At 66.4% G+C, this 17,898-nt stretch carries 13 protein-coding genes; 2 read left to right on the top strand and 11 right to left on the bottom strand.

Annotation, left to right across the window (positions count from 1 at the left end; all coding sequences use genetic code 11):
* Positions 1-85: 85 nt before the first annotated feature.
* The 3 genes from CR156_RS03135 to radA all read right to left on the bottom strand — a co-directional run bounded on the left by CR156_RS03135 (position 86) and on the right by radA (position 5,850).
* Positions 86-2,392, bottom strand: coding sequence for a tetratricopeptide repeat protein (locus CR156_RS03135; protein ID WP_100551876.1), 2,307 nt, complete (start codon positions 2,390-2,392; stop codon positions 86-88).
* 48 nt (positions 2,393-2,440) lie between these two features.
* Positions 2,441-4,297: an ATP-binding protein gene (locus CR156_RS03130; RefSeq protein WP_100551875.1), complete on the bottom strand. Its 1,857-nt coding sequence runs from the start codon at positions 4,295-4,297 to the stop codon at positions 2,441-2,443.
* 176 nt (positions 4,298-4,473) lie between these two features.
* On the bottom strand, positions 4,474-5,850 hold the full coding sequence (gene radA, locus CR156_RS03125; protein WP_100551874.1) for a DNA repair protein RadA: 1,377 nt from the start codon (positions 5,848-5,850) through the stop codon (positions 4,474-4,476).
* Positions 5,851-5,998: 148 nt separating this feature from the next.
* Here radA and CR156_RS03120 point away from each other — a divergent pair, with 148 nt between their 5' ends.
* Positions 5,999-8,056, top strand: coding sequence for a putative bifunctional diguanylate cyclase/phosphodiesterase (locus tag CR156_RS03120; protein ID WP_100551873.1), 2,058 nt, complete (start codon positions 5,999-6,001; stop codon positions 8,054-8,056).
* A gap of 127 nt (positions 8,057-8,183) precedes the next feature.
* Here the strand turns inward: CR156_RS03120 and cyoD are convergent, their stop codons facing one another.
* From cyoD to cyoA, 4 genes are read right to left on the bottom strand one after another with little or no spacing between them, the layout of a single operon-like run.
* Entirely contained in the window at positions 8,184-8,525 is a 342-nt protein-coding gene (cyoD, locus tag CR156_RS03115) for a cytochrome o ubiquinol oxidase subunit IV (protein WP_025873831.1), read from the bottom strand.
* The gene (cyoC, locus tag CR156_RS03110; RefSeq protein ID WP_099821051.1) at positions 8,525-9,163 is read right to left on the bottom strand and encodes a cytochrome o ubiquinol oxidase subunit III; all 639 of its coding nucleotides are present in this window, start codon (positions 9,161-9,163) and stop codon (positions 8,525-8,527) included. Before cyoC ends, cyoD begins: the two co-directional genes overlap by 1 nt.
* Positions 9,160-11,157 carry a cytochrome o ubiquinol oxidase subunit I gene (cyoB, locus tag CR156_RS03105; RefSeq protein WP_089239620.1) on the bottom strand — a complete coding sequence of 666 codons (1,998 nt, stop codon included), beginning with the start codon at positions 11,155-11,157 and terminating at the stop codon, positions 9,160-9,162. The genes cyoC and cyoB overlap by 4 nt, the downstream gene beginning before the upstream one ends.
* Positions 11,158-11,159: 2 nt before the next feature.
* On the bottom strand, positions 11,160-12,200 hold the full coding sequence (cyoA, locus tag CR156_RS03100; RefSeq protein WP_100551872.1) for a ubiquinol oxidase subunit II: 1,041 nt from the start codon (positions 12,198-12,200) through the stop codon (positions 11,160-11,162).
* A 338-nt stretch (positions 12,201-12,538) separates the two neighbouring features.
* Between cyoA and CR156_RS03095 the strand changes: the two genes are divergently transcribed.
* The gene (locus tag CR156_RS03095) at positions 12,539-12,967 is read left to right on the top strand and encodes a VOC family protein (protein WP_100551871.1); all 429 of its coding nucleotides are present in this window, start codon (positions 12,539-12,541) and stop codon (positions 12,965-12,967) included.
* Between the two features lie 35 nt (positions 12,968-13,002).
* Here the strand turns inward: CR156_RS03095 and CR156_RS03090 are convergent, their stop codons facing one another.
* Genes CR156_RS03090 through CR156_RS03075 form a run of 4 tightly spaced genes read right to left on the bottom strand, consistent with a single transcriptional unit; the run spans position 13,003 to position 17,843 of the window.
* The gene (locus CR156_RS03090; RefSeq protein ID WP_100551870.1) at positions 13,003-15,018 is read right to left on the bottom strand and encodes an energy transducer TonB family protein; all 2,016 of its coding nucleotides are present in this window, start codon (positions 15,016-15,018) and stop codon (positions 13,003-13,005) included.
* Positions 15,015-16,400, bottom strand: a complete 1,386-nt coding sequence (locus tag CR156_RS03085) for a DNA-binding protein (protein WP_100551869.1) — start codon at positions 16,398-16,400, stop codon at positions 15,015-15,017. The genes CR156_RS03090 and CR156_RS03085 overlap by 4 nt, the downstream gene beginning before the upstream one ends.
* A gap of 4 nt (positions 16,401-16,404) precedes the next feature.
* Positions 16,405-17,160 (bottom strand): PP2C family serine/threonine-protein phosphatase, encoded by a 756-nt coding sequence (locus CR156_RS03080; RefSeq protein ID WP_133120039.1) that lies wholly within the window; start codon positions 17,158-17,160, stop codon positions 16,405-16,407.
* Positions 17,161-17,162: 2 nt separating this feature from the next.
* The gene (locus CR156_RS03075) at positions 17,163-17,843 is read right to left on the bottom strand and encodes a vWA domain-containing protein (RefSeq protein ID WP_100551868.1); all 681 of its coding nucleotides are present in this window, start codon (positions 17,841-17,843) and stop codon (positions 17,163-17,165) included.
* Positions 17,844-17,898: the final 55 nt, after the last annotated feature.

Below are 17,898 nucleotides of genomic sequence, written 5' to 3'. Positions count from 1 at the left end.
GGGTTGCCGGCCAGCGGCCGGCACTACCGGCAACACGTAGGCGTAGCGCCGGGCCGTGCCCGGCGAGCCCGCAGCGCAGCAGAGATTACAGCCCGTACCGCTCGATCGCATCCAGGTGCGGCTGGCGGTCCTGGTCGCAGGCCTCGGCCAGGCGCAGCCAGCAGTGCGGGTGCGCCCAATCCGCCGTAGCCTGCTGCAGGAAACGATGCAGTGCCAGCGGCGCGTGATCCTGCGGCTGGGCGACAGTGAACAGCAGACCCGGCAGCGTGCCGTCTTCCGCGTCCGGATCGGTCACGGTGTAGTCCGCACGGCTGTGCGACCACACCTGCCAGCCCTGTGCCTCGGCGGCTTCCACGAAGGCGTTCCATGCATCTTCACCGGGGTGCGCGCCGTCGACCAGCCAGCTGCGTGCGAAACCACCCCGCTCCAGCACATGCACCTGCGCATAGGTCGGAATGAAGTGCTCGCGCTCCGCTTCGTCTTCTGGTGCCGGGTGCACCAGGCCGGCGTCGAACACCACCCAGTCACCCACCTGCTGCGCACGGTTGGCCGGTGCGTTCTCGACGATGCGCGCGGTCACCGGGCCGCTGCGGCGGGCGTAGTACTCCATCGGCTCGCCGCCTTCTTCACTGCGGATGATCACCCAGCCCCACGGCTCTTCGACCACACCCTGCTGGCTGGACAGTTCCATGCCGATCGCTGCTGCCGAGCGGCGCACCGCATCCCAGTCGCGCGCCGCGCTGGCCGCACTCATGTGGTCCCAGTGCGCGGCGTTTGGCTCTTCCAGCAGTTCCACCAGCTGCGCATAGCAGGCCTGCGCCTCGCTGAAGCGGCCGGTCTCCATGTACATCCGGGCAAGCGTCCCGCGTGCACCGTTCGAGCCCGGCGACAACGCCAGCAACGCCTGCGCGGCCTGCTCCAGCGTCGGCCAGTCGGACGCGCGCCGTGCACGCTGTACCTCGCACCAGTGCGCGAACACAGGCACGCTGTCGCGGTAGGTCGCGGCCAGCCTGCGCAGGCCGTCATCATCGCCCTGCTCGGCCAGCCAACGCATCAGCGTGTAGGCCGCTGCACCATCTTCCTGCGCGTGGCCGCGCACGAAGTCCCACAGCAGTGCCTGCGCTTCGCTCTTCGCGCCACAGGCATGCAGCGCCGACGCGGCGACCTCGGCCAATGCGCCGTCATCCGGCCGCTCGGCGTGCGCCTGCAGCAGCCACTGCGCTTCACGCTCGGGATCGCGCGACTGGTTCTGTTCGCCCTGCACTTGCAGCCACGCCAGCAGTTCATCAGCAGGCACCGGTAGCGGTGCCGTCTCCGGCAGCGCCTCGATCCGTGCCGCCAAGCCCGCCACCAGCGCGGCAGCGCCACGGTCCTGCCGCAGTTGCGCCAGATGGGTGCGGGCCAGGCCCAGCTGGCGCTGCGCCACCCAGCGCGCTCCGCGCTGCAGGGCCAGTTCCAGGCTCAATGCAGCGATCTCGATCACCAGGCGATGCGCGCCAACAGTGGCGAAGTGCTCGATGATGGTGTTGAAGCGCGTGCCCAGATCCCAGGTGTTGCGTTCGCCATCACGACTGCACAGCGTTGACGCGGTATTGGCCCACAGCCGCCAGTGGTTCGGTGTGAGCTCGCTCCAGGGCACCAGCTGCTGCAGCGCCTCTTCATCACGCCCCAGCTGGGCCAGCGCCCAGGCCTTGGACAGCCGGCGCGGCACGGTGCAGTTGGCAGGCTCGTACTCGCCTGCAGCGGCCACCTCGGCCTCACGCTGCTCGATCAACGCCAGCGCCTCCGCCGCGCGGCCGCTGGCCAGCAGGATCTTGATCTGCATTTCCGGGAAGCTGTCGAACACTTCCTTGCCACGCGCCTGGATCGCCGCCGCCTGCACCTGCAGGTAATCCAGCGCGTCCTGGCCGCGGCCGTCGTCCAGCAGCGCGTCGGCCTTCTCGCAGCTCAGGCACTGGAAGCAGGCCCAGCTCGGGTCGATGCGTCCCAGCGTCTCGTCGCAGACCTCGATGCGCTCGGGCACCCAGCCCGGACCATCGATGTTGCCGTAGCAGGCGGCAAGATCCTGGGTGACGCAGATCGACTGCGGGCAGTCCAGGGTATCGGCACGGTGTGCGCGTTCGAACAGCGCTACTGACTCGCCCAGCGCGCTTTCACCTTCCACGCGGTTGCCGACGCGGTTGCGCAGCGCCCAATGGCCGACGTAGACGTCGACCCAGGGGTTGTCCAGCGCCTTGCCCAGCGCGCGCGCTTCGGGAAGCAACGCATCGACGCGGTCGACCTGCAGTTCACTGACTTCATCGGCAAGGCGGGTCAGCAGGTGGGCGTTCTGTGCCTGCCCGGCCTGGCGCAGGTCTTCCTGCAGTTTTTCGACCCAGTTCCAGATATCCATGGGGGTAATGCTCCTGTCTAGCGAAGGCTGGATGAGAGGGGGCGGTGCTCAGCGCAGCATCTGCTGCAGGGCACCGGCAATATCGGTAAATGCACTATTGAGATCGGGGCCCGGCGTCGCCGCAGTGCGCTGCAACGGCCGGCCCTGCGCGGACACGATGATCTTCAGCGAGCGCAGCAGGCGCGCGGCAGACGCGGCCTGCGGGTGGCCATCGCGCTGGGCCTGCAGCAAGGCCTGCACCGCCGGATTGTCCAGGTTGAGGTAGAGCCGCGACGGTGCACGTGCCTCGATGCGCGCGGTGAACTGGCGCGCCAGCCGCAATGCGGCCATCGATACGCGCTTGTCGTTCTCGTCGTCTTCCAGGCGTTGCTTCAGTTCGGCTTCGCGGTCGGGCACCACCACCACCGGCAGCGCCTCGGGGCTGAAATGCGCCGGCAGCAATTGTTCGCCGTCGCCCAGGTGTTCGCGCAGCCAGGCCAACTGCGTATCGTCAAGGCTGTCGTCGGTGCGGAACAGCGCTCGATTGCCCTGCTCGGTACCGAGTTCGACCAGGCGCAGGCCCTTGGCCTGGGCCCAGCGGCGCAGGAAAGGCACCACGGCATAGCGATGGCCATGCGCGACCGGCACGCCCATCGCACGGAACAGCATTTCCTCGAAGCCGCCACCGTTGTCGAGGATCACATGCACGGCGCCGCGCGCCGGCAACGCGCTGGCCGGCAGGTCACCCTGCGAGGTCGGCACGCGCACGTGTTCCAGCAGCAGGTCGAACAGGCGCTCATCGCACAGCGCCGCGCCCAGCAGGGCTTCGTTGTGGCGGCTGAGCACGCGTCGCCAGGCTTCGGGCTGCTGCCGCGCAACGTCGGCCAGGCCATCGATCAGCGCTTCCAGCAGGGCGTGCTGCACGGCGCGATAGTGGTCATCGCGCTGCAGGTCCTCGCGGCTGGCGGTCGGGGTCAGCTTCGACGATTCGATCACCCCGCCGATGAAGCCGGCCCACGGCGGCAGCAGGTCGCGCGCGTCGTCGTCCAGCAGCATGCCGCGCACGAACACCGACAGATTGCGGTTGTCGCTGGTGCCGTAGGTGGCACCGTCCTGCACCCAGAGCATGCCGATGGCGTCACTGCTGCCATCGGACTGCAGCGGCATCGTCACGATGGGCTCGAAATCGTGTTCGAAGCGGGCCGCGAACTGCTGCGCCTGGCGGCGTGCCTGCACCGGATGCAGCGCGACGTCCCCCTGCCCGCGCCACGGCGGCGGTTCGGGATTGATCGCGGCGGTCGCCGCACCGATGAAGATCGGCTCGGACAGCAGCGCGCAGTAGCGGCCCAGCACCTCGTGCAGGCGCGCTTCGTTGGCCAGCGGCAGGAAGTCCGGATGCAGCTCCAGCTCGACCTCGGTGCCGATCGCGCGTGCCGGCACTTCGCTGACGGTGTACTGCTCGGCATTGCTGGACACGTACAGGTGGCCCAGCTCGGGTGACTGGTAGGAGGTGGTACGCACGCTGACACGGCGCGCCAGCACGAAGGCCGACAGGAACCCCAGGCCGAACATGCCGATCAGGCCTTCATTGTCCTCGCCGTCCTGGCGCAGGCCGCGGGTGTAACCGACCCCGACCGTGGCCAGGTAATCGTGGATTTCCTGCCGGGTCAGGCCGGCACCGGTGTCGGTGATGCGCAGCACGCCGGCGGCGACATCGACCTGCACGTCGATGCGCGACACATTCTGGATGCCGGGCTGCTCGATACGGCGACGGATGATCGAATCGTGCGCGTTCTGCACCAGCTCGCGCAGCGCCACCATCGGGGTGGAGTACAGGTGCTTGCCCAGCACCGTCATCAGTCCATTGAGATCGACCCCGGCGCGGCGGATTTCGGCGGCGGGGGTGCTGAACATCGGGTCCTGCATGTAATCGATTACTCCTTGCCACGGAAAGGCGCCAGGGGGCGCCTTCGTCGAGCCGGGAAAACTAGCACAGGCAGGCTGACCGTTGCCGCATGTGACGTTTGTAGAGCCGAGCCCACGCTCGGCTGCCCTTTGCCGGAAAAGCAGCCGAGCATCGGCTCGGCTCTACAGTACCGGCATCACGCCGCGTCGATGGCCTCGGACAGGCGTTCGACCGCGATCACTTCCATCCCCTTCACCGAGCCGCCCTTGGGCGCATTGGCCTTGGGCACGATGGCGCGCTTGAAGCCGTGGGTCGCCGCCTCGCGCAGGCGGTCCTCGCCGTTGGGTACCGGCCGGATCTCACCGGACAGGCCGACTTCACCGAACGCGATGGTCTTCTCGGCCAGCGGACGGTCCTGCAGCGAGGACAGCACCGCCAGCAGCACCGGCAGGTCGGCGGCGGTCTCCTGCACGCGGATGCCACCAACAACGTTCACGAACACGTCCTGGTCGCCGACCAGCACGCCGCCATGCCGATGCAGCACCGCCAGCAGCATGGCCAGGCGGTTCTGCTCCAGGCCCACCGCCACGCGGCGCGGATTGGACAGCGGCGATGCGTCGACCAGCGCCTGCACTTCCACCAGCAACGGCCGGGTGCCCTCGCGGGTGACCATCACGCAGCTGCCCGGCTGGTGCGTGCTGGCACCGGACAGGAAGATCGCCGACGGGTTGGAGACTTCCTTCAGGCCCTTGTCGCCCATCGCGAACACGCCCAGTTCGTTGACCGCACCGAAGCGGTTCTTGAAGGCGCGCAGCAGGCGGAAGCGGCTGCCGCTCTCGCCTTCGAAATACAGCACGGCATCGACCATGTGTTCCAGCACCCGCGGGCCGGCGATGCCGCCTTCCTTGGTCACATGGCCGACCAGGAACACCGCGGTTCCGGTTTCCTTGGCGAAGCGCACCAGCCGCGCAGCGCTCTCACGTACCTGGCTGACCGAACCGGGCGCGGCAGTCAGCGTCTCGGTCCAGAGCGTCTGTACCGAATCGGCCACGATCAGCCGCGGCCCACTCTTGGTGGCGTGCTGCAGGATGGATTCGACACCGGTCTCGGCCAGCGCGTTGACGCCCTCCAGCGGCAGCTCCAGCCGGTGCGCCCGACCGGCCACCTGGGCCAGTGATTCTTCACCGGTGACGTAGAGCACCGGCAGCACCGCGGCCATCTTGGCCACGGCCTGCAGCAGCAGGGTGGACTTGCCGATGCCCGGGTCGCCCCCGACCAGCACCACCGCGCCCTCGACCAGGCCGCCGCCGAGCACGCGGTCGAATTCACCGATGCCGGTGCTGACCCGGTTGTGCTCGGTCTGCGCCACGTCCTTCAGTGCGGTGATCTTTGGCGGGTCGATCTTGCCCGCCCAGCCGGCACGCCGTGAGGCGGGCGCCTTGGCCGCCGTCGCGCTCTCAAGGACGATTTCCGACAGCGCGTTCCAGGCGTTGCACTCGGTGCACTGGCCTTGCCACTTGCTGTATTCGGCGCCGCATTCATTGCAGACATACGCGGTGCGGGCTTTGGCCATCGGAGATTTCCTGCAGGGGCAACGAGCGTGGCAGGATAGCCGAGCCGGGTCGCACGTGCTGCGACCACTCAAGTCCCACCCGCCGGTGCCGATAGCGGTGGCGGGCGTGCGCCTTGCGGGCGCCCCTCCCTTCTCCTCTGGATTCAACATGACTGGTAGTTACAGTCAGAGCCTGGTCGCCATCTCGCTGCTGGTGGCCATGCTGGCATCGTATACCGCGCTCGACATGGCCGGCCGCCTGGCCACGGCCGAGGGCCGGGTCGCACGCTGGTGGCTGGCCGGCGGTGCCGCCGCGATGGGCCTGGGCATCTGGTCGATGCACTTCATCGCGATGCTGGCGTTCAAGCTGCCGATTCCAGTCGGTTACGACCTGGCGATCACCCTGTATTCGCTGGCCGTGTCGATCGGCGCATCGGCCTATGCGCTGTGGCTGGTGTCGCGGCCCAGCCTGCCGCTGCAGCGCCTGGCCGCCGGTGCGGTGCTGATGGGACTGGGTATCGCGGCCATGCACTACCTGGGCATGGCCGCGATGCGGATGCAGCCGGGCATCGACTACCACCCGGGCTGGTTTGCCGCATCGATCGCGGTGGCCATCGGCGCCGCCGGTGCAGCGCTGTGGATCGCCTTCCGGCTGCGCGTCGAGCAACGCAACACGGTGCGCCTGCGGATACTGGCATCACTGGTGATGGGCCTGGCCATCGTCGGCATGCATTACACCGGCATGGCCGCCGCACGCTTCCCGGCAGGCAGCGTCTGCGGCGCGGTCGGCAGCGGCGGCATCGATCCCCGCTGGCTGGCCGTGCTGGTGATCGTGACCACGCTGGCCACGCTGGGCATCGCGTTGGTTGCCTCGTTGTTCGACCGCCAGATGCGCGTGCGCACCGGTCTGCTGGCCGACTCCCTGGCCCACGCCAATGACAAGCTGATCCAGGCGGCACTGCACGATCCACTGACCCAGCTGCCGAACCGCATGCTGCTGCAGGATCGGATCGAGCAGGCCATCGAGAAGGCGCAACGCCGCCAGCAGTCGGTGGCGGTGATGTTCTGCGACCTGGATGGCTTCAAGGCCGTCAACGATGCCTATGGCCACCAGCTGGGTGATCGCCTGCTGGTCGCGGTGGCCCAACGCGTGGGGGCGCAGCTGCGGCCGCAGGACACCCTCGCCCGCCTCGGTGGCGACGAGTTCGTGATCGTGCTGGCCATCGATGCGCCTGACGATGCGGCGGTGGTCGCCGAGCGGGTGATCGCGGCGGCCAGCGAACCTTTCGTGCTGGATGCGGCGGAACTGCAGGTCACCGCCAGCCTGGGCATTGCCCTGTATCCGGACGATGCCGGCGACGAACGCGAGTTGATGGCACATGCCGATGCGGCGATGTACCACACCAAGGAAACCGGACGGAACGGCTACACCTTCTTCATCCCTTCAATGCAGCTCAGTGCCAACCGCCAGCTGCGCCTGCTGCAGGACCTGCGCAAGGCGATCGCGCGCAACGAACTGCTGCTGCACTACCAGCCGAAATTCCCGGCGGCCGATGCACCGGCCACCGGCGCCGAGGCGCTGCTGCGCTGGCAGCACCCGGAACTGGGCCTGCTGGCACCGGACGTGTTCATTCCCATCGCCGAGCGCAGCGGCCTGATCCTGCCGATCGGCGACTGGGTGCTCGACCAGGCGTGCGCGCAGCTGCGCGCCTGGCATGACGGCGGGCACAGCGACTGGACGATGGCGGTAAACCTGTCGCCGCTGCAGTTCGCCTCGCCGGCCCTGTTGGACAGCGTGCGGTCGGTGCTGGAACGCCATCGCATCGACCCGGCGCGGCTGACCCTGGAGATCACCGAAACCATCGCCATGAAGGATGTCGAAGCCAGCCTGGCGATCCTCAACGATCTGACCGCGATGGGCGTACACATCGCCATCGACGACTTCGGCACCGGCTATTCCAGCCTGCTGTACCTCAAGCGCATGCCGGCCACCGAGCTGAAGATCGACCGGGCGTTCGTGCATGACCTCGAACGCAACGACGAGGATGCGGCCATCGTGTCCTCGATCATCGCGCTGGGCCGCACCCTGCAGCTGCAGGTGGTGGCCGAGGGCGTGGAGACCCAGGCGCAGCGCGATTACCTGAGTGAGCTGGGCTGCGACCAGCTGCAGGGCTATCACCTTGGACGGCCGATGGACGCCGAGGAGTTCCTGCGCAAGGTGGGTTGAGAGGCAACTGCATCCACGCATGGCGTGGATCTACTGGCTGCCGGCCAGCGGCCGGCACTACCGGACAACGGAAAAACAGAAAGGCCGCCCGGAGGCGGCCTTTCTGCGTGGCAACGTCGCAAAGACGTCAGTGCATCATGTGCACGTTCATGTTGTGCATGACCCACAGGGTACCGACCACGATGATGCCGATCACCACCACGGTGAAGGCCGCAGCGTTGACGTTCCAGCGGCTCTCCGACGAGCGGTCCAGGTGCAGGAAGAACACCAGGTGGACCAGCATCTGCAGCACCGCGGTGATGGCGATCACCACACCGTTGACGGTGCGCGAGAAATCACCCGACATCACCATGTAGAACGGGATGACGGTCAGCACCACCGCCAGCACGAAGCCGATCAGGTACGACTTCACGGTGCCATGGCTTTCGCCGCCGGCGGCGTGGTCGTGTGCATGGTTGTCATGTGCCATTACAGCGCTCCATTGAGGTAGACGACGGAGAACACGCCGATCCAGATCAGGTCCAGGAAGTGCCAGAACAGGCTCAGGCACGCCATGCGGGTCTTGTTGGTCGGGGTCAGGCCGTACTTCTTCAGCTGCACGAACATCACCAGCAGCCACAGCAGGCCGGCGCTGACGTGCAGGCCGTGGGTACCGACCAGGGCGAAGAACGCCGACAGGAAGGCACTGCGGTCCGGACCGTAACCCTGATGGATCAGGTGCTGGAACTCATAGACTTCCATGCACATGAAGCCGAAGCCCAGCAGCCAGGTGATGCCCAGCCACAGGAACATCTGACCGACCTGCTTGCGGTGCATGGCGATCATGCCCAGGCCGAAGGTCAGCGACGAGGTCAGCAGCAGCGCGGTTTCCCACGCCACGAACGGCAGCTCGAACAGGTCCTTCGCGCCGGGGCCACCATCGGTGCCGCCGGCCAACACCACGTAGGTGGCAAACAGCGAGGCGAAGATGAGGCAGTCGCTCATCAGGTACACCCAGAAACCGAAGACGGTGTTGCCGCCGGTGTCGTGGTGCTCGTGGTCGTCATGGCCATGGGCCGCCGCGTGTGCGGCGTGCCCGTGGTTCACGGTGGAGGTATTGGTGCTCATGCCTTCAGCTCCGACTTCACCAGGCCCTGGGCTTCCAGGTGCTTGCGGTGTTCGTTCTCGATGCGTTCCACCTCGGCAGCCGGGACCCAGTAGTCCACGTCCTGGTCGAAGGTGCGGTAGATGAACGTGGCGATCATGCCGACGAAGCCGATGATGGCCAGCCACCAGATGTGCCAGATCATCGCAAAGCCGAACACCATGCTGAAGGCGCCGATGACAACGCCGGTGCCGGTGTTGCGCGGCATGTGGATGTCGGTGTACTTGGCCGGCTTCGGCCAGGCCTCACCACGCTGCTTGCGCTCCCAGAAATCGTCCAGCTCGGTGACTTCCGGCAAGGTGCCGAAGTTGTAGAAGGCCGGCGGCGAAGAGGTTTCCCACTCCAGCGTACGGGCATCCCACGGGTCGCCGGTCAGGTCGGCAGTCTTCTTGCGGTCGCGGATCGACACGGCCACCTGGATGATCTGGCACAGGATGCCGGCACCCACGATGAAGGCGCCAACAGCGGCAACCAGCAGGAACGGCTCGTAGGCCGGGTTGACGGTGCTCTGCAGACGACGGGTCATGCCCATGAAGCCCAGCACGTACATCGGCATGAAGGTCACATAGAAGCCGATGAACCAGCACCAGAACGCGCACTTGCCCCAGAACTCGTTGAGGCGGAAGCCGAACATCTTCGGCCACCAGTAGGTGATGCCGGCGAACATGCCGAACACCACGCCGCCGATGATGACGTTGTGGAAGTGGGCGATCAGGAACAGGCTGTTGTGCAGCACGAAGTCGATGGCCGGGATCGCCAGCATCACGCCGGTCATGCCGCCGATGGTGAAGGTGACCATGAAGCCGATGGTCCACAGCACGGGCGTGGTGAACTGCACGCGACCGCGGAACATGGTGAACAGCCAGTTGAAGATCTTCACGCCGGTGGGGATGGAGATGATCATCGTCGTGATGCCGAAGAAGGCATTGACGTTGGCACCCGAACCCATGGTGAAGAAGTGGTGCAGCCACACGATGAACGACAGCACGCCGATGCAGGCGGTGGCGTAGACCATGCCCTTGTAGCCGAACAGGGCCTTGCGCGAGAAGGTCGCGATGACCTCGGAGAACACGCCGAAGGCCGGCAGCACCAGGATATAGACTTCCGGGTGACCCCAGATCCAGATCAGGTTGATGTACAGCATGGCGTTGCCGCCACCGTCATTGGTGAAGAAGTGCGTACCCAGGTAACGGTCCAGGGTCAGCAGCACCAGGGTGATGGTCAACACCGGGAAGGCGGCGACGATCAGCACGTTGGTCACCAGCGCGGTCCAGGTGAAGACCGGCATCTGCATGAGCTTCATGCTCGGGGTGCGCATCTTGAGGATGGTGATGAAGAAGTTGATACCACTCAACGTGGTACCCAGACCCGCCACCTGTAGTCCCCATATGTAGTAGTCCATACCTACATTGTTGCTGTACTCGATGCCCGACAATGGCGGGAAGGCCAACCAGCCGGTGGCGGCGAATTCACCGATCCACAGCGACAGCATGATCAGCACCGCACCGGACACGAACAGCCAGAAGCTGAGCGAGTTGACGAACGGGAACGCGACGTCGCGCGCACCGATCTGCAGCGGCACGGCCAGGTTCATCAGGCCGGTGATCAGCGGCATCGCCACGAAGAAGATCATGATCACGCCGTGGGCGGTGAAGATCTGGTCGTAGTGGTGCGGCGGCAGGTAGCCCTCGGACCCGCCGACGGCGATGGCCTGCTGGGTACGCATCATGATCGCGTCGGAGAAACCGCGCAGCAGCATGACGAAGGCGACGATGATGTACATCACGCCGATCTTCTTGTGATCCACCGAGGTGAACCACTCCTTCCACAGATAGCCCCACAGCTTGAACTTGGTGATCAGGGCGACGACGCCCAGGCCACCAAGGATCGCGCCGACCAGGGTGGTCAGCACGATCGGATCGTGGGGGATCGACTCAAGAGAGAGTTTTCCCAACATGTTCATTCTCCCGAACCCGCGTGGCCGGCATGGCCTGCGTGTTCGTGTTCGGTGGCATCCAGGTTCTCACCGGATTCCTTGGAATCGTGGGCCTCGCTCGGGGCATGGCCCTCGTGCGCTTCATGGCTGGCAGCGTCGGCAGCAGCGGCACCGGCGTGGGAATGCTTCATGCCGTAGTGCTTGTTGTCGCCCATGTGCTTGGCGATGACCCAATCGAACAGGCTTTCTTCAACCTTGCCGAAGTAGGTGACCGGGTACCACTCGGAATTCTTCGCTTCGCCCAGCGCCTTGAACGTGGTCTTGTCCAGGGTCTGCTCGCCGGCACGGACCTGGTCCAGCCACTGGCGGTACTGCGCATCGGTGACCGAGTAGGCAGTGAAATGCATCTTGGCGAAGCCTGCACCGCTGTAGTGCGAGGACATGCCCGGGAATTCACCCAGTTCGTTGGCGATCAGGTGAAGCTTGGTCTCCATCGCCGCCATCGAATAGATCATGCTGCCCAGGTGCGGGATGAAGAACGCATTCATCACCGTATCGGAGGTGATCTCGAAGTTCAGCGGGGTGTTGACCGGGAACTTGATCTCGTTGACGACCGCGATCTTCTCTTCCGGATAGATGAACAGCCACTTCCAGTCCAGCGAGATCGCCTGGATGGTGACCGGCTTGACGTCCGATTCCAGGGGCTTGTACGGATCCAGCGCGTGCGAGGACCGCCAGGTCAGCACCGCCAGGACCAGCACGATCATGCAGGGGATCGACCACACCACCACCTCGATCGCCGTCGAGTGGGACCACTTCGGCTCGTAACGGGCCTTGGTGTTGGAGGCGCGATACTTCCACGCGAAGGTCAGGGTCATGATGATGACCGGGATGACGACCAGCAGCATGAGCACGGTGGCCGTGATCAGCAGTGTCTTTTCATCCTGGCCGATCTGGCCCTTCGGACTGAGGATGGCCACGGCATCGCAGCCGGTGAGCATCACCAGCAATGCGAGCAGCAAGCCCGGGCGCAACCAGCGCCCAAGGGTTTTCAACGGAATCATCGGTCGATCCAATTGCGAGGGAATGCCGTTCCCCGTCCTGCCCGCACCGGCCAAAGCCGGGCCCACCCGTCCAGAAGACAGGCAGGTAAGGTGGGGTCGAGTCAGCCTTTCAATTTTAGGCCGTCACCCACCATTTAAGAAAGGCATTGACAATGATCAGGCGCAGGAAAGGCCCGGATCTGGCTGCGACACGTTGTCGCACCGCGCCATTGTGGCGGGCAGAACGCGCGGGGACGGCAGCGTAGCATCGGTCTCGGCGACGACGAGGCCCCTCGTTCGGCAAAGTCCACTGAACAGGTTCAGCAAGTTTTGAGCTCCCTTTCTTCGAGGAACCCGGCATGGACAGACCCTTCAGCGTTGAACGCATCGACCATGTGGTGCTGCGGGTGCGCGAGCTGGCCCGCAGCGAAGCCTTCTATGCCCAGGTGTTGGGGTGCGTGGCGGTGCGGCAGCGCGAGCACCTGGGCCTGGTGCACCTGCGTGCGGGTGCGTCGATGATCGATCTGATCAGTCTGGACGGCACGCTCGGTCGCCACGGCGGTAGCGGGCCGGGCAGCGAAGGTCGCAACGTCGACCACCTCTGCCTGCGCGTCGAGCCCTTCGACGAAACCGCGCTGGTCGCCCACCTTGCTGCCCACGGCGTGCCGGTACTGGGGCCGGCCGAGGTCAACTTCGGCGCAGAGGGCGATGGCTTGTCGTTGTACTTCAAGGATCCGGACGGCAACACGGTGGAACTGAAGGGACCTGCGAACGAAGCCAGTCGATGAAGCGGCCACTGCCTCCGACCCGTGCCATGCCCCCGCTATCCGCCCTGGAACCGCACCGGCACACGCAGGATGATCTGCTTGACCGTGGTCACCGGCCGTGTGGGAGTGACGTGCCATTTCAGCGCAGCGTCACGGGCGGCGCGATCCAGCGCAGGGTGCCCGCTGCTGCGGTCCACGCTCACATCGAGAACGCGGCCCTCGGCTGACAGAGTGATCAGCAGCTCGACGCTGCCCTCCGGCGCCGTCTCCCCGTCACCACGCGGATAACGCGGCGGCTGCCGGCGCGCCATCGCCGCCAGCTGCGCGCCCAGCGCCTGTTCGGGGTTCAGCTGGGGCGGCGGCGGGCTCATGGCGATCGGCGATGGTGCGTCCACGGTCACCGGCGGTGGTGCGGCAGCCACAGGCGCTTTGAACATGACCGTCACCTGCCTGCGCTCGCCGCCCGTGAGCACCTTCGACGCACTGTGCCAGGTGCGCGCGCCCTGCCGCGCGGCCTCATCCAGCACGGCGTTGCCACTGCTGCTTTCAATCAGCACCGAAGTAACCACGCCGCTCTGCCAGACATCCACCTGCAGGATGACCGTGCTGTCGGCCTGCACAGGCGCGCGCAGCGGGATGCCGTGGCGCAGGTCCTTGAACCCGGCGGCGGGCAGGTCGACCAGCACCTGTCCATACTCGGCCGGTGGCGACGGCGGTGGCAGCAGTGGCGACGTACGCAGCGCCAGGCCCTTGCGATCGACCAGCATCCCCGCTGGCGGCATCGCGCGTTGCGCCTGCCTGGCGGTGTCAACTTTCGAGGTTGCCGGTGGTGAGGGCTCCGAGACCACCGGGCCCGGCGGGTCTGCAGCAGTGCCGGAGGCGTCCGGCGTCTCGCCTTTGCTTGCCGCCGCCTGCCGGTCGTCATCGCCCAACAGCAGCGTCGCGCGCGCCTTCAGGATCTCCATGCGGTCTTCGGACGCACTGGCCAGCAGCGTCGAGAGCATGAACACGTCGCTGCCAAGCAGCAGTGTATTCACGTCGAACCGGGCAGGATCAGCCGAGGCGGTCTTGTCGCTGCGGTCGATCAGCCCGGCGATCACCAGCGCACCCAGCGCGAGCTCTTCGTCCGTGTCGACCATCGTCGACGCGTAGGCATTCCACAGGCGCTCCTCCAGCGGTGCATAGGCGAACAACACCTCCTGCGTGCCGTGGACGCGCCACAGGCGCTCTTCCAGTGCCGCGTCGCCCTCTCGGTCGAATGGCTTGCGTGGCGACCAACGTGAGCGGATCGCCAGCTCCTGCAGATCCGTCGCCAGCAGGCGCATCGCTACCGTCGTGCTCGACGGCGAGAGTTTCCACATCTGCTGCAGCAACTCGATCTGCTTCAGTTCCAGCTCGCGCGCTTCCTCGGCGGTAAGCCGATCCACCATCGCGCCCGCGTCGCTGGCCAGGCCTCCCGTTCTTTGCGTACGGCGGCCGGACCGGGCGGCAAGGGTCTCGATCGTCTCGTTGTACGCCGCACGCAAGCGCTCGTACTCCGTGCGGTCTTCGCGCAGCGCTGGACCATTGCGCGCCCACAGATCCAGCTCCTGCATCAGCGCCTGCGTGCGCGGCAGATCGCCACGGGCAGCGGCACGTGCGGTTTCGTGCACCTTGTTGAGCATTTCCCGCTCGAAATGACCGCGTGAATACCAGCGCGGAACCGTCGTGCGATCCTCGCCGACCACGACCGAGCGCGCTCCCTGCATGCTCCCTGCGCCCGCAGCCCCATCCCCGGAAATGCCGGTGACAACAAAGATGACGAACGAGAGGAAGCCGAACATCACCGACGCGATCAGATAGTCCACGGCCCGGTCCTGCACCGCTACGCGCAGGAACGACAGCACCGACACCGCACCGCCGATCAGCAACGCAGCACGCAGTGCCGCCCTGCCGTCGCTCAACGCGCCGCTCGACAGCAGCCGTCCGAGCCAGCCGATCGAGCCGTAGACCAGCACGCCGAGGTCGCCCCAGAACGGCGCCATCCCGAGCAGGGCCAGCAGCAGCACGGCCAGTACACCCAGCAGCTTCATGGACGCTTGCTCATGATCAGCATCGGCACGAACAGGATGAACAGCAGGATCGCGATTGCCAGCATGGCCATCTGCACGGCCAGCCCCACGCCATCCCAGATGCTCGGATCCACCAGCGCGCTGTAGCGGCGGTAGGCCGGCATGCCCCAGCCCATCACCCAACCCAGCAACAACGTGCCGATCACCGCCATCGTCACCCGCGACATCACCCCGGGAACGCCGCTTGCAGCCGACGCCTGTGCGGCCACCGGCTGCGCCTGGTTACCGCGCGCGGCAGTACGTCCGCGCTGCTTGCGGGCCTTGGCCGGTTTCTGCCGCGAGCGGGTCTGCGCCGCGCGTGCGCTGCCGGCCAGCAGTTCGACGCGGGCGCAGGCAGCACACGGCATGCCGACAAAATGCTGGTGGGCCGCATCCTTGCCACACGTCACCAATTGCCCGGCGTTGCGCCGCGCGTAGTCCAGCAGCAGCGTGGCCCATTCCTGCGCCGAAGGCCGCCGCCGCGCCTGCGTCGAAAACGCACGATCAAACATGTCGCGCAGTGCCGGCGGGAACATCTCATGCCCACTGACCGGCGAGGGCAACATCCGCGGATGCGGTTTGCCGCGCGCATACGGGTACAGGTTGGCGGCGATGCGCGCCGGCAGGTCGCTGGGCACCGTCGCCCCCTGCGGCCTGCCCGCATACGGATGCAGGCCGGAATTAAGCAGCTGGAACACCATCACCGCCAGCGCGAAGCGATCCTGCGCCTCCTCCTGGCCCGGCTTCACCCCCGGCTGCTGGAACTCAGGCGCCAGATAGTCGGTGGTGACCTGCCCGGCCGGGAAACGCTCGCCCTTGCCCTGGATGCTGAAACCATCGCAATCGAGCATCGCGATGAACAAGGTGCTGCGATAGAACCGCACGTTCAGCGGCTTGAGGTCGACCACATAGTGCTGCCGCCGGTGCAGCGCAGCCAGCATCACCGCCAGGTTGGCCGCCAGCGTCATCTTCGACCCCAAGCCGGTAGGCAGGCCCTCGGCACGCGCTTGCCGCTCCTGCAGCACATGTTCCAGATCGCTGGTGGCCGACAGATCCAGGATCGGCATGGTGAAGCCGATGAAGCGCCCACTGCGGTCCCGCAGCAGGGTCAACGGCCAGGCAATCTGCACCTGGTCGGCCCCCTGCCCCTCCATCGACGGCAGGTCCGGCTGCAGCTCCAGCATCGCCTGCAGCTTGCGCTCGTAGACGCGCGCGTCCTTGTCCGAGTGATACAGCTTGGCTACTTCGCGCGGCCGCTCCTTGAGGGTGAACACACTGCCCGCGCCGCCACTCTTGAGCAGCCGCTCCAGGGTCAGCGGCCTGCGCTGTGTGTCGTAGACCTGTTCGCCGCTGCGCCCGGGCATGTGCTCAGGCCGGCAGCGCGACCAGCAACGTCTTGTCGTCGCCGGTGATCTGATCGGTGCGCGGGTCGGCCAGCGTCGCGTGCAACGCCTGGCTGCCGTGGGTCTCATCGACGCCGGCCAGATAACGGATCACCGGTGCGATGAACGGTTGGAACAGGCTGTCGCCCGCGCGCGACATCGCAAACGGCTGCACGCCATCGGACATCAGCACCAGCGCGTCGATCGCCCCTTCGAAGCGGGTCAGCCGCAGCTGCTCGCGCCAGTTGCCACCGGTCACGAACCACGTTTCGTTGGCGTACTCGCCGTTGGCGGGCAGCGATACCGCATCGGGCGACTCATTGCTGAAGGCACAGGCGGCGACGCCGTCGCCGACATGGAAGAACCAGCCGCCATCGCGCGTGGCGACAGCCCCTACCAGCGTGCAGGCATGGTCGGAGAGCTTCAGGCCCTGGCTCAGCGCAAGCATCGCCAGCTGACCGCGCGCATCGTCGACGGCGGTTTCGATGATGGCGCGCAACGCATCCACCGGCAGTGCCAGTGGATCGGCACCGAGCTGGGCAGATCCGGTAACCGACGCCGCCACGCTGCTGGATACATGCCGGGCGCCCACATCGCTGTGCGATGCGGAGCCTGCACCGTCGCAGACCACCGCGACCAATGTCTGCCCCACCTGCACCGACGCATAGGCGTCCTGGCAGGGCTGCCCGCGGTCCAGATGGGACCGTCCCGTGGCCGATGCGGCCATCACGCGCCAGGCCATGGTCAGACCGGCACTTGTGACCAGCTGTCGGTGGCTGGCAGTTGCACCTGCCCGCCGGGCGTCGAATTGGAGACCACCCGCATGCTCGCGCTCAGCCACAGGAACAGCTCCTTGAACTGCAGGCCCTGCAGGCGCTTCACGCCGCGCTCGCCATTACGGCTGAACTGGCCCAGCACGCTCATGTCGGCATTGCCGACGGCGATCGGGAACACCGCCACCTTGTTCTGCTGCTCGGCATCGCGACACTGCTCGGCCACCGCTTCCCAGGCATCGGTGGGCTGGCCGTCGGACATAAGGAACAGCCACGGCCGGGTGTAGGCGACGCCAGCCTGGCGGAAGCGCGCCTTCTCGTCTTCGATTTCCTGCAGCGCCAGTTCCACCGCCGCGCCAGTCGGCGTGGTGCCGTTGGCCGACAGCGTGGGCGCGGCGAAATCCATCGCGTCGCACCAGTCACCGCTGATGGCGGCGTTGTCCATGCCACCGTACTCGACCAGCAGCACGCGCACGCGCTTGGCCGCGATCACATCGGCCTTCAGCTCCTGCTCCAACAGCTTCAGGCCCGCGTTCAACTGCTCGATGGGGCCACCGCCCATGCTGCCGGAGCAGTCCAACACCAGGATCAGCGGCGTGCGCTGCTCACTGTTGTCGACCAGCGAAACATCGGGGATTGCGGCAATGGACATGATGGGAAGCCTCCGTGCGGGTGAACCGGTGCAGGTGATCTGCGCGGCCGATTAT

The sequence above is a fragment of the Stenotrophomonas lactitubi genome, assembly GCF_002803515.1.
GTDB lineage: Bacteria > Pseudomonadota > Gammaproteobacteria > Xanthomonadales > Xanthomonadaceae > Stenotrophomonas > Stenotrophomonas lactitubi.
This window is presented reverse-complemented; position numbering and strand designations above follow the sequence as displayed.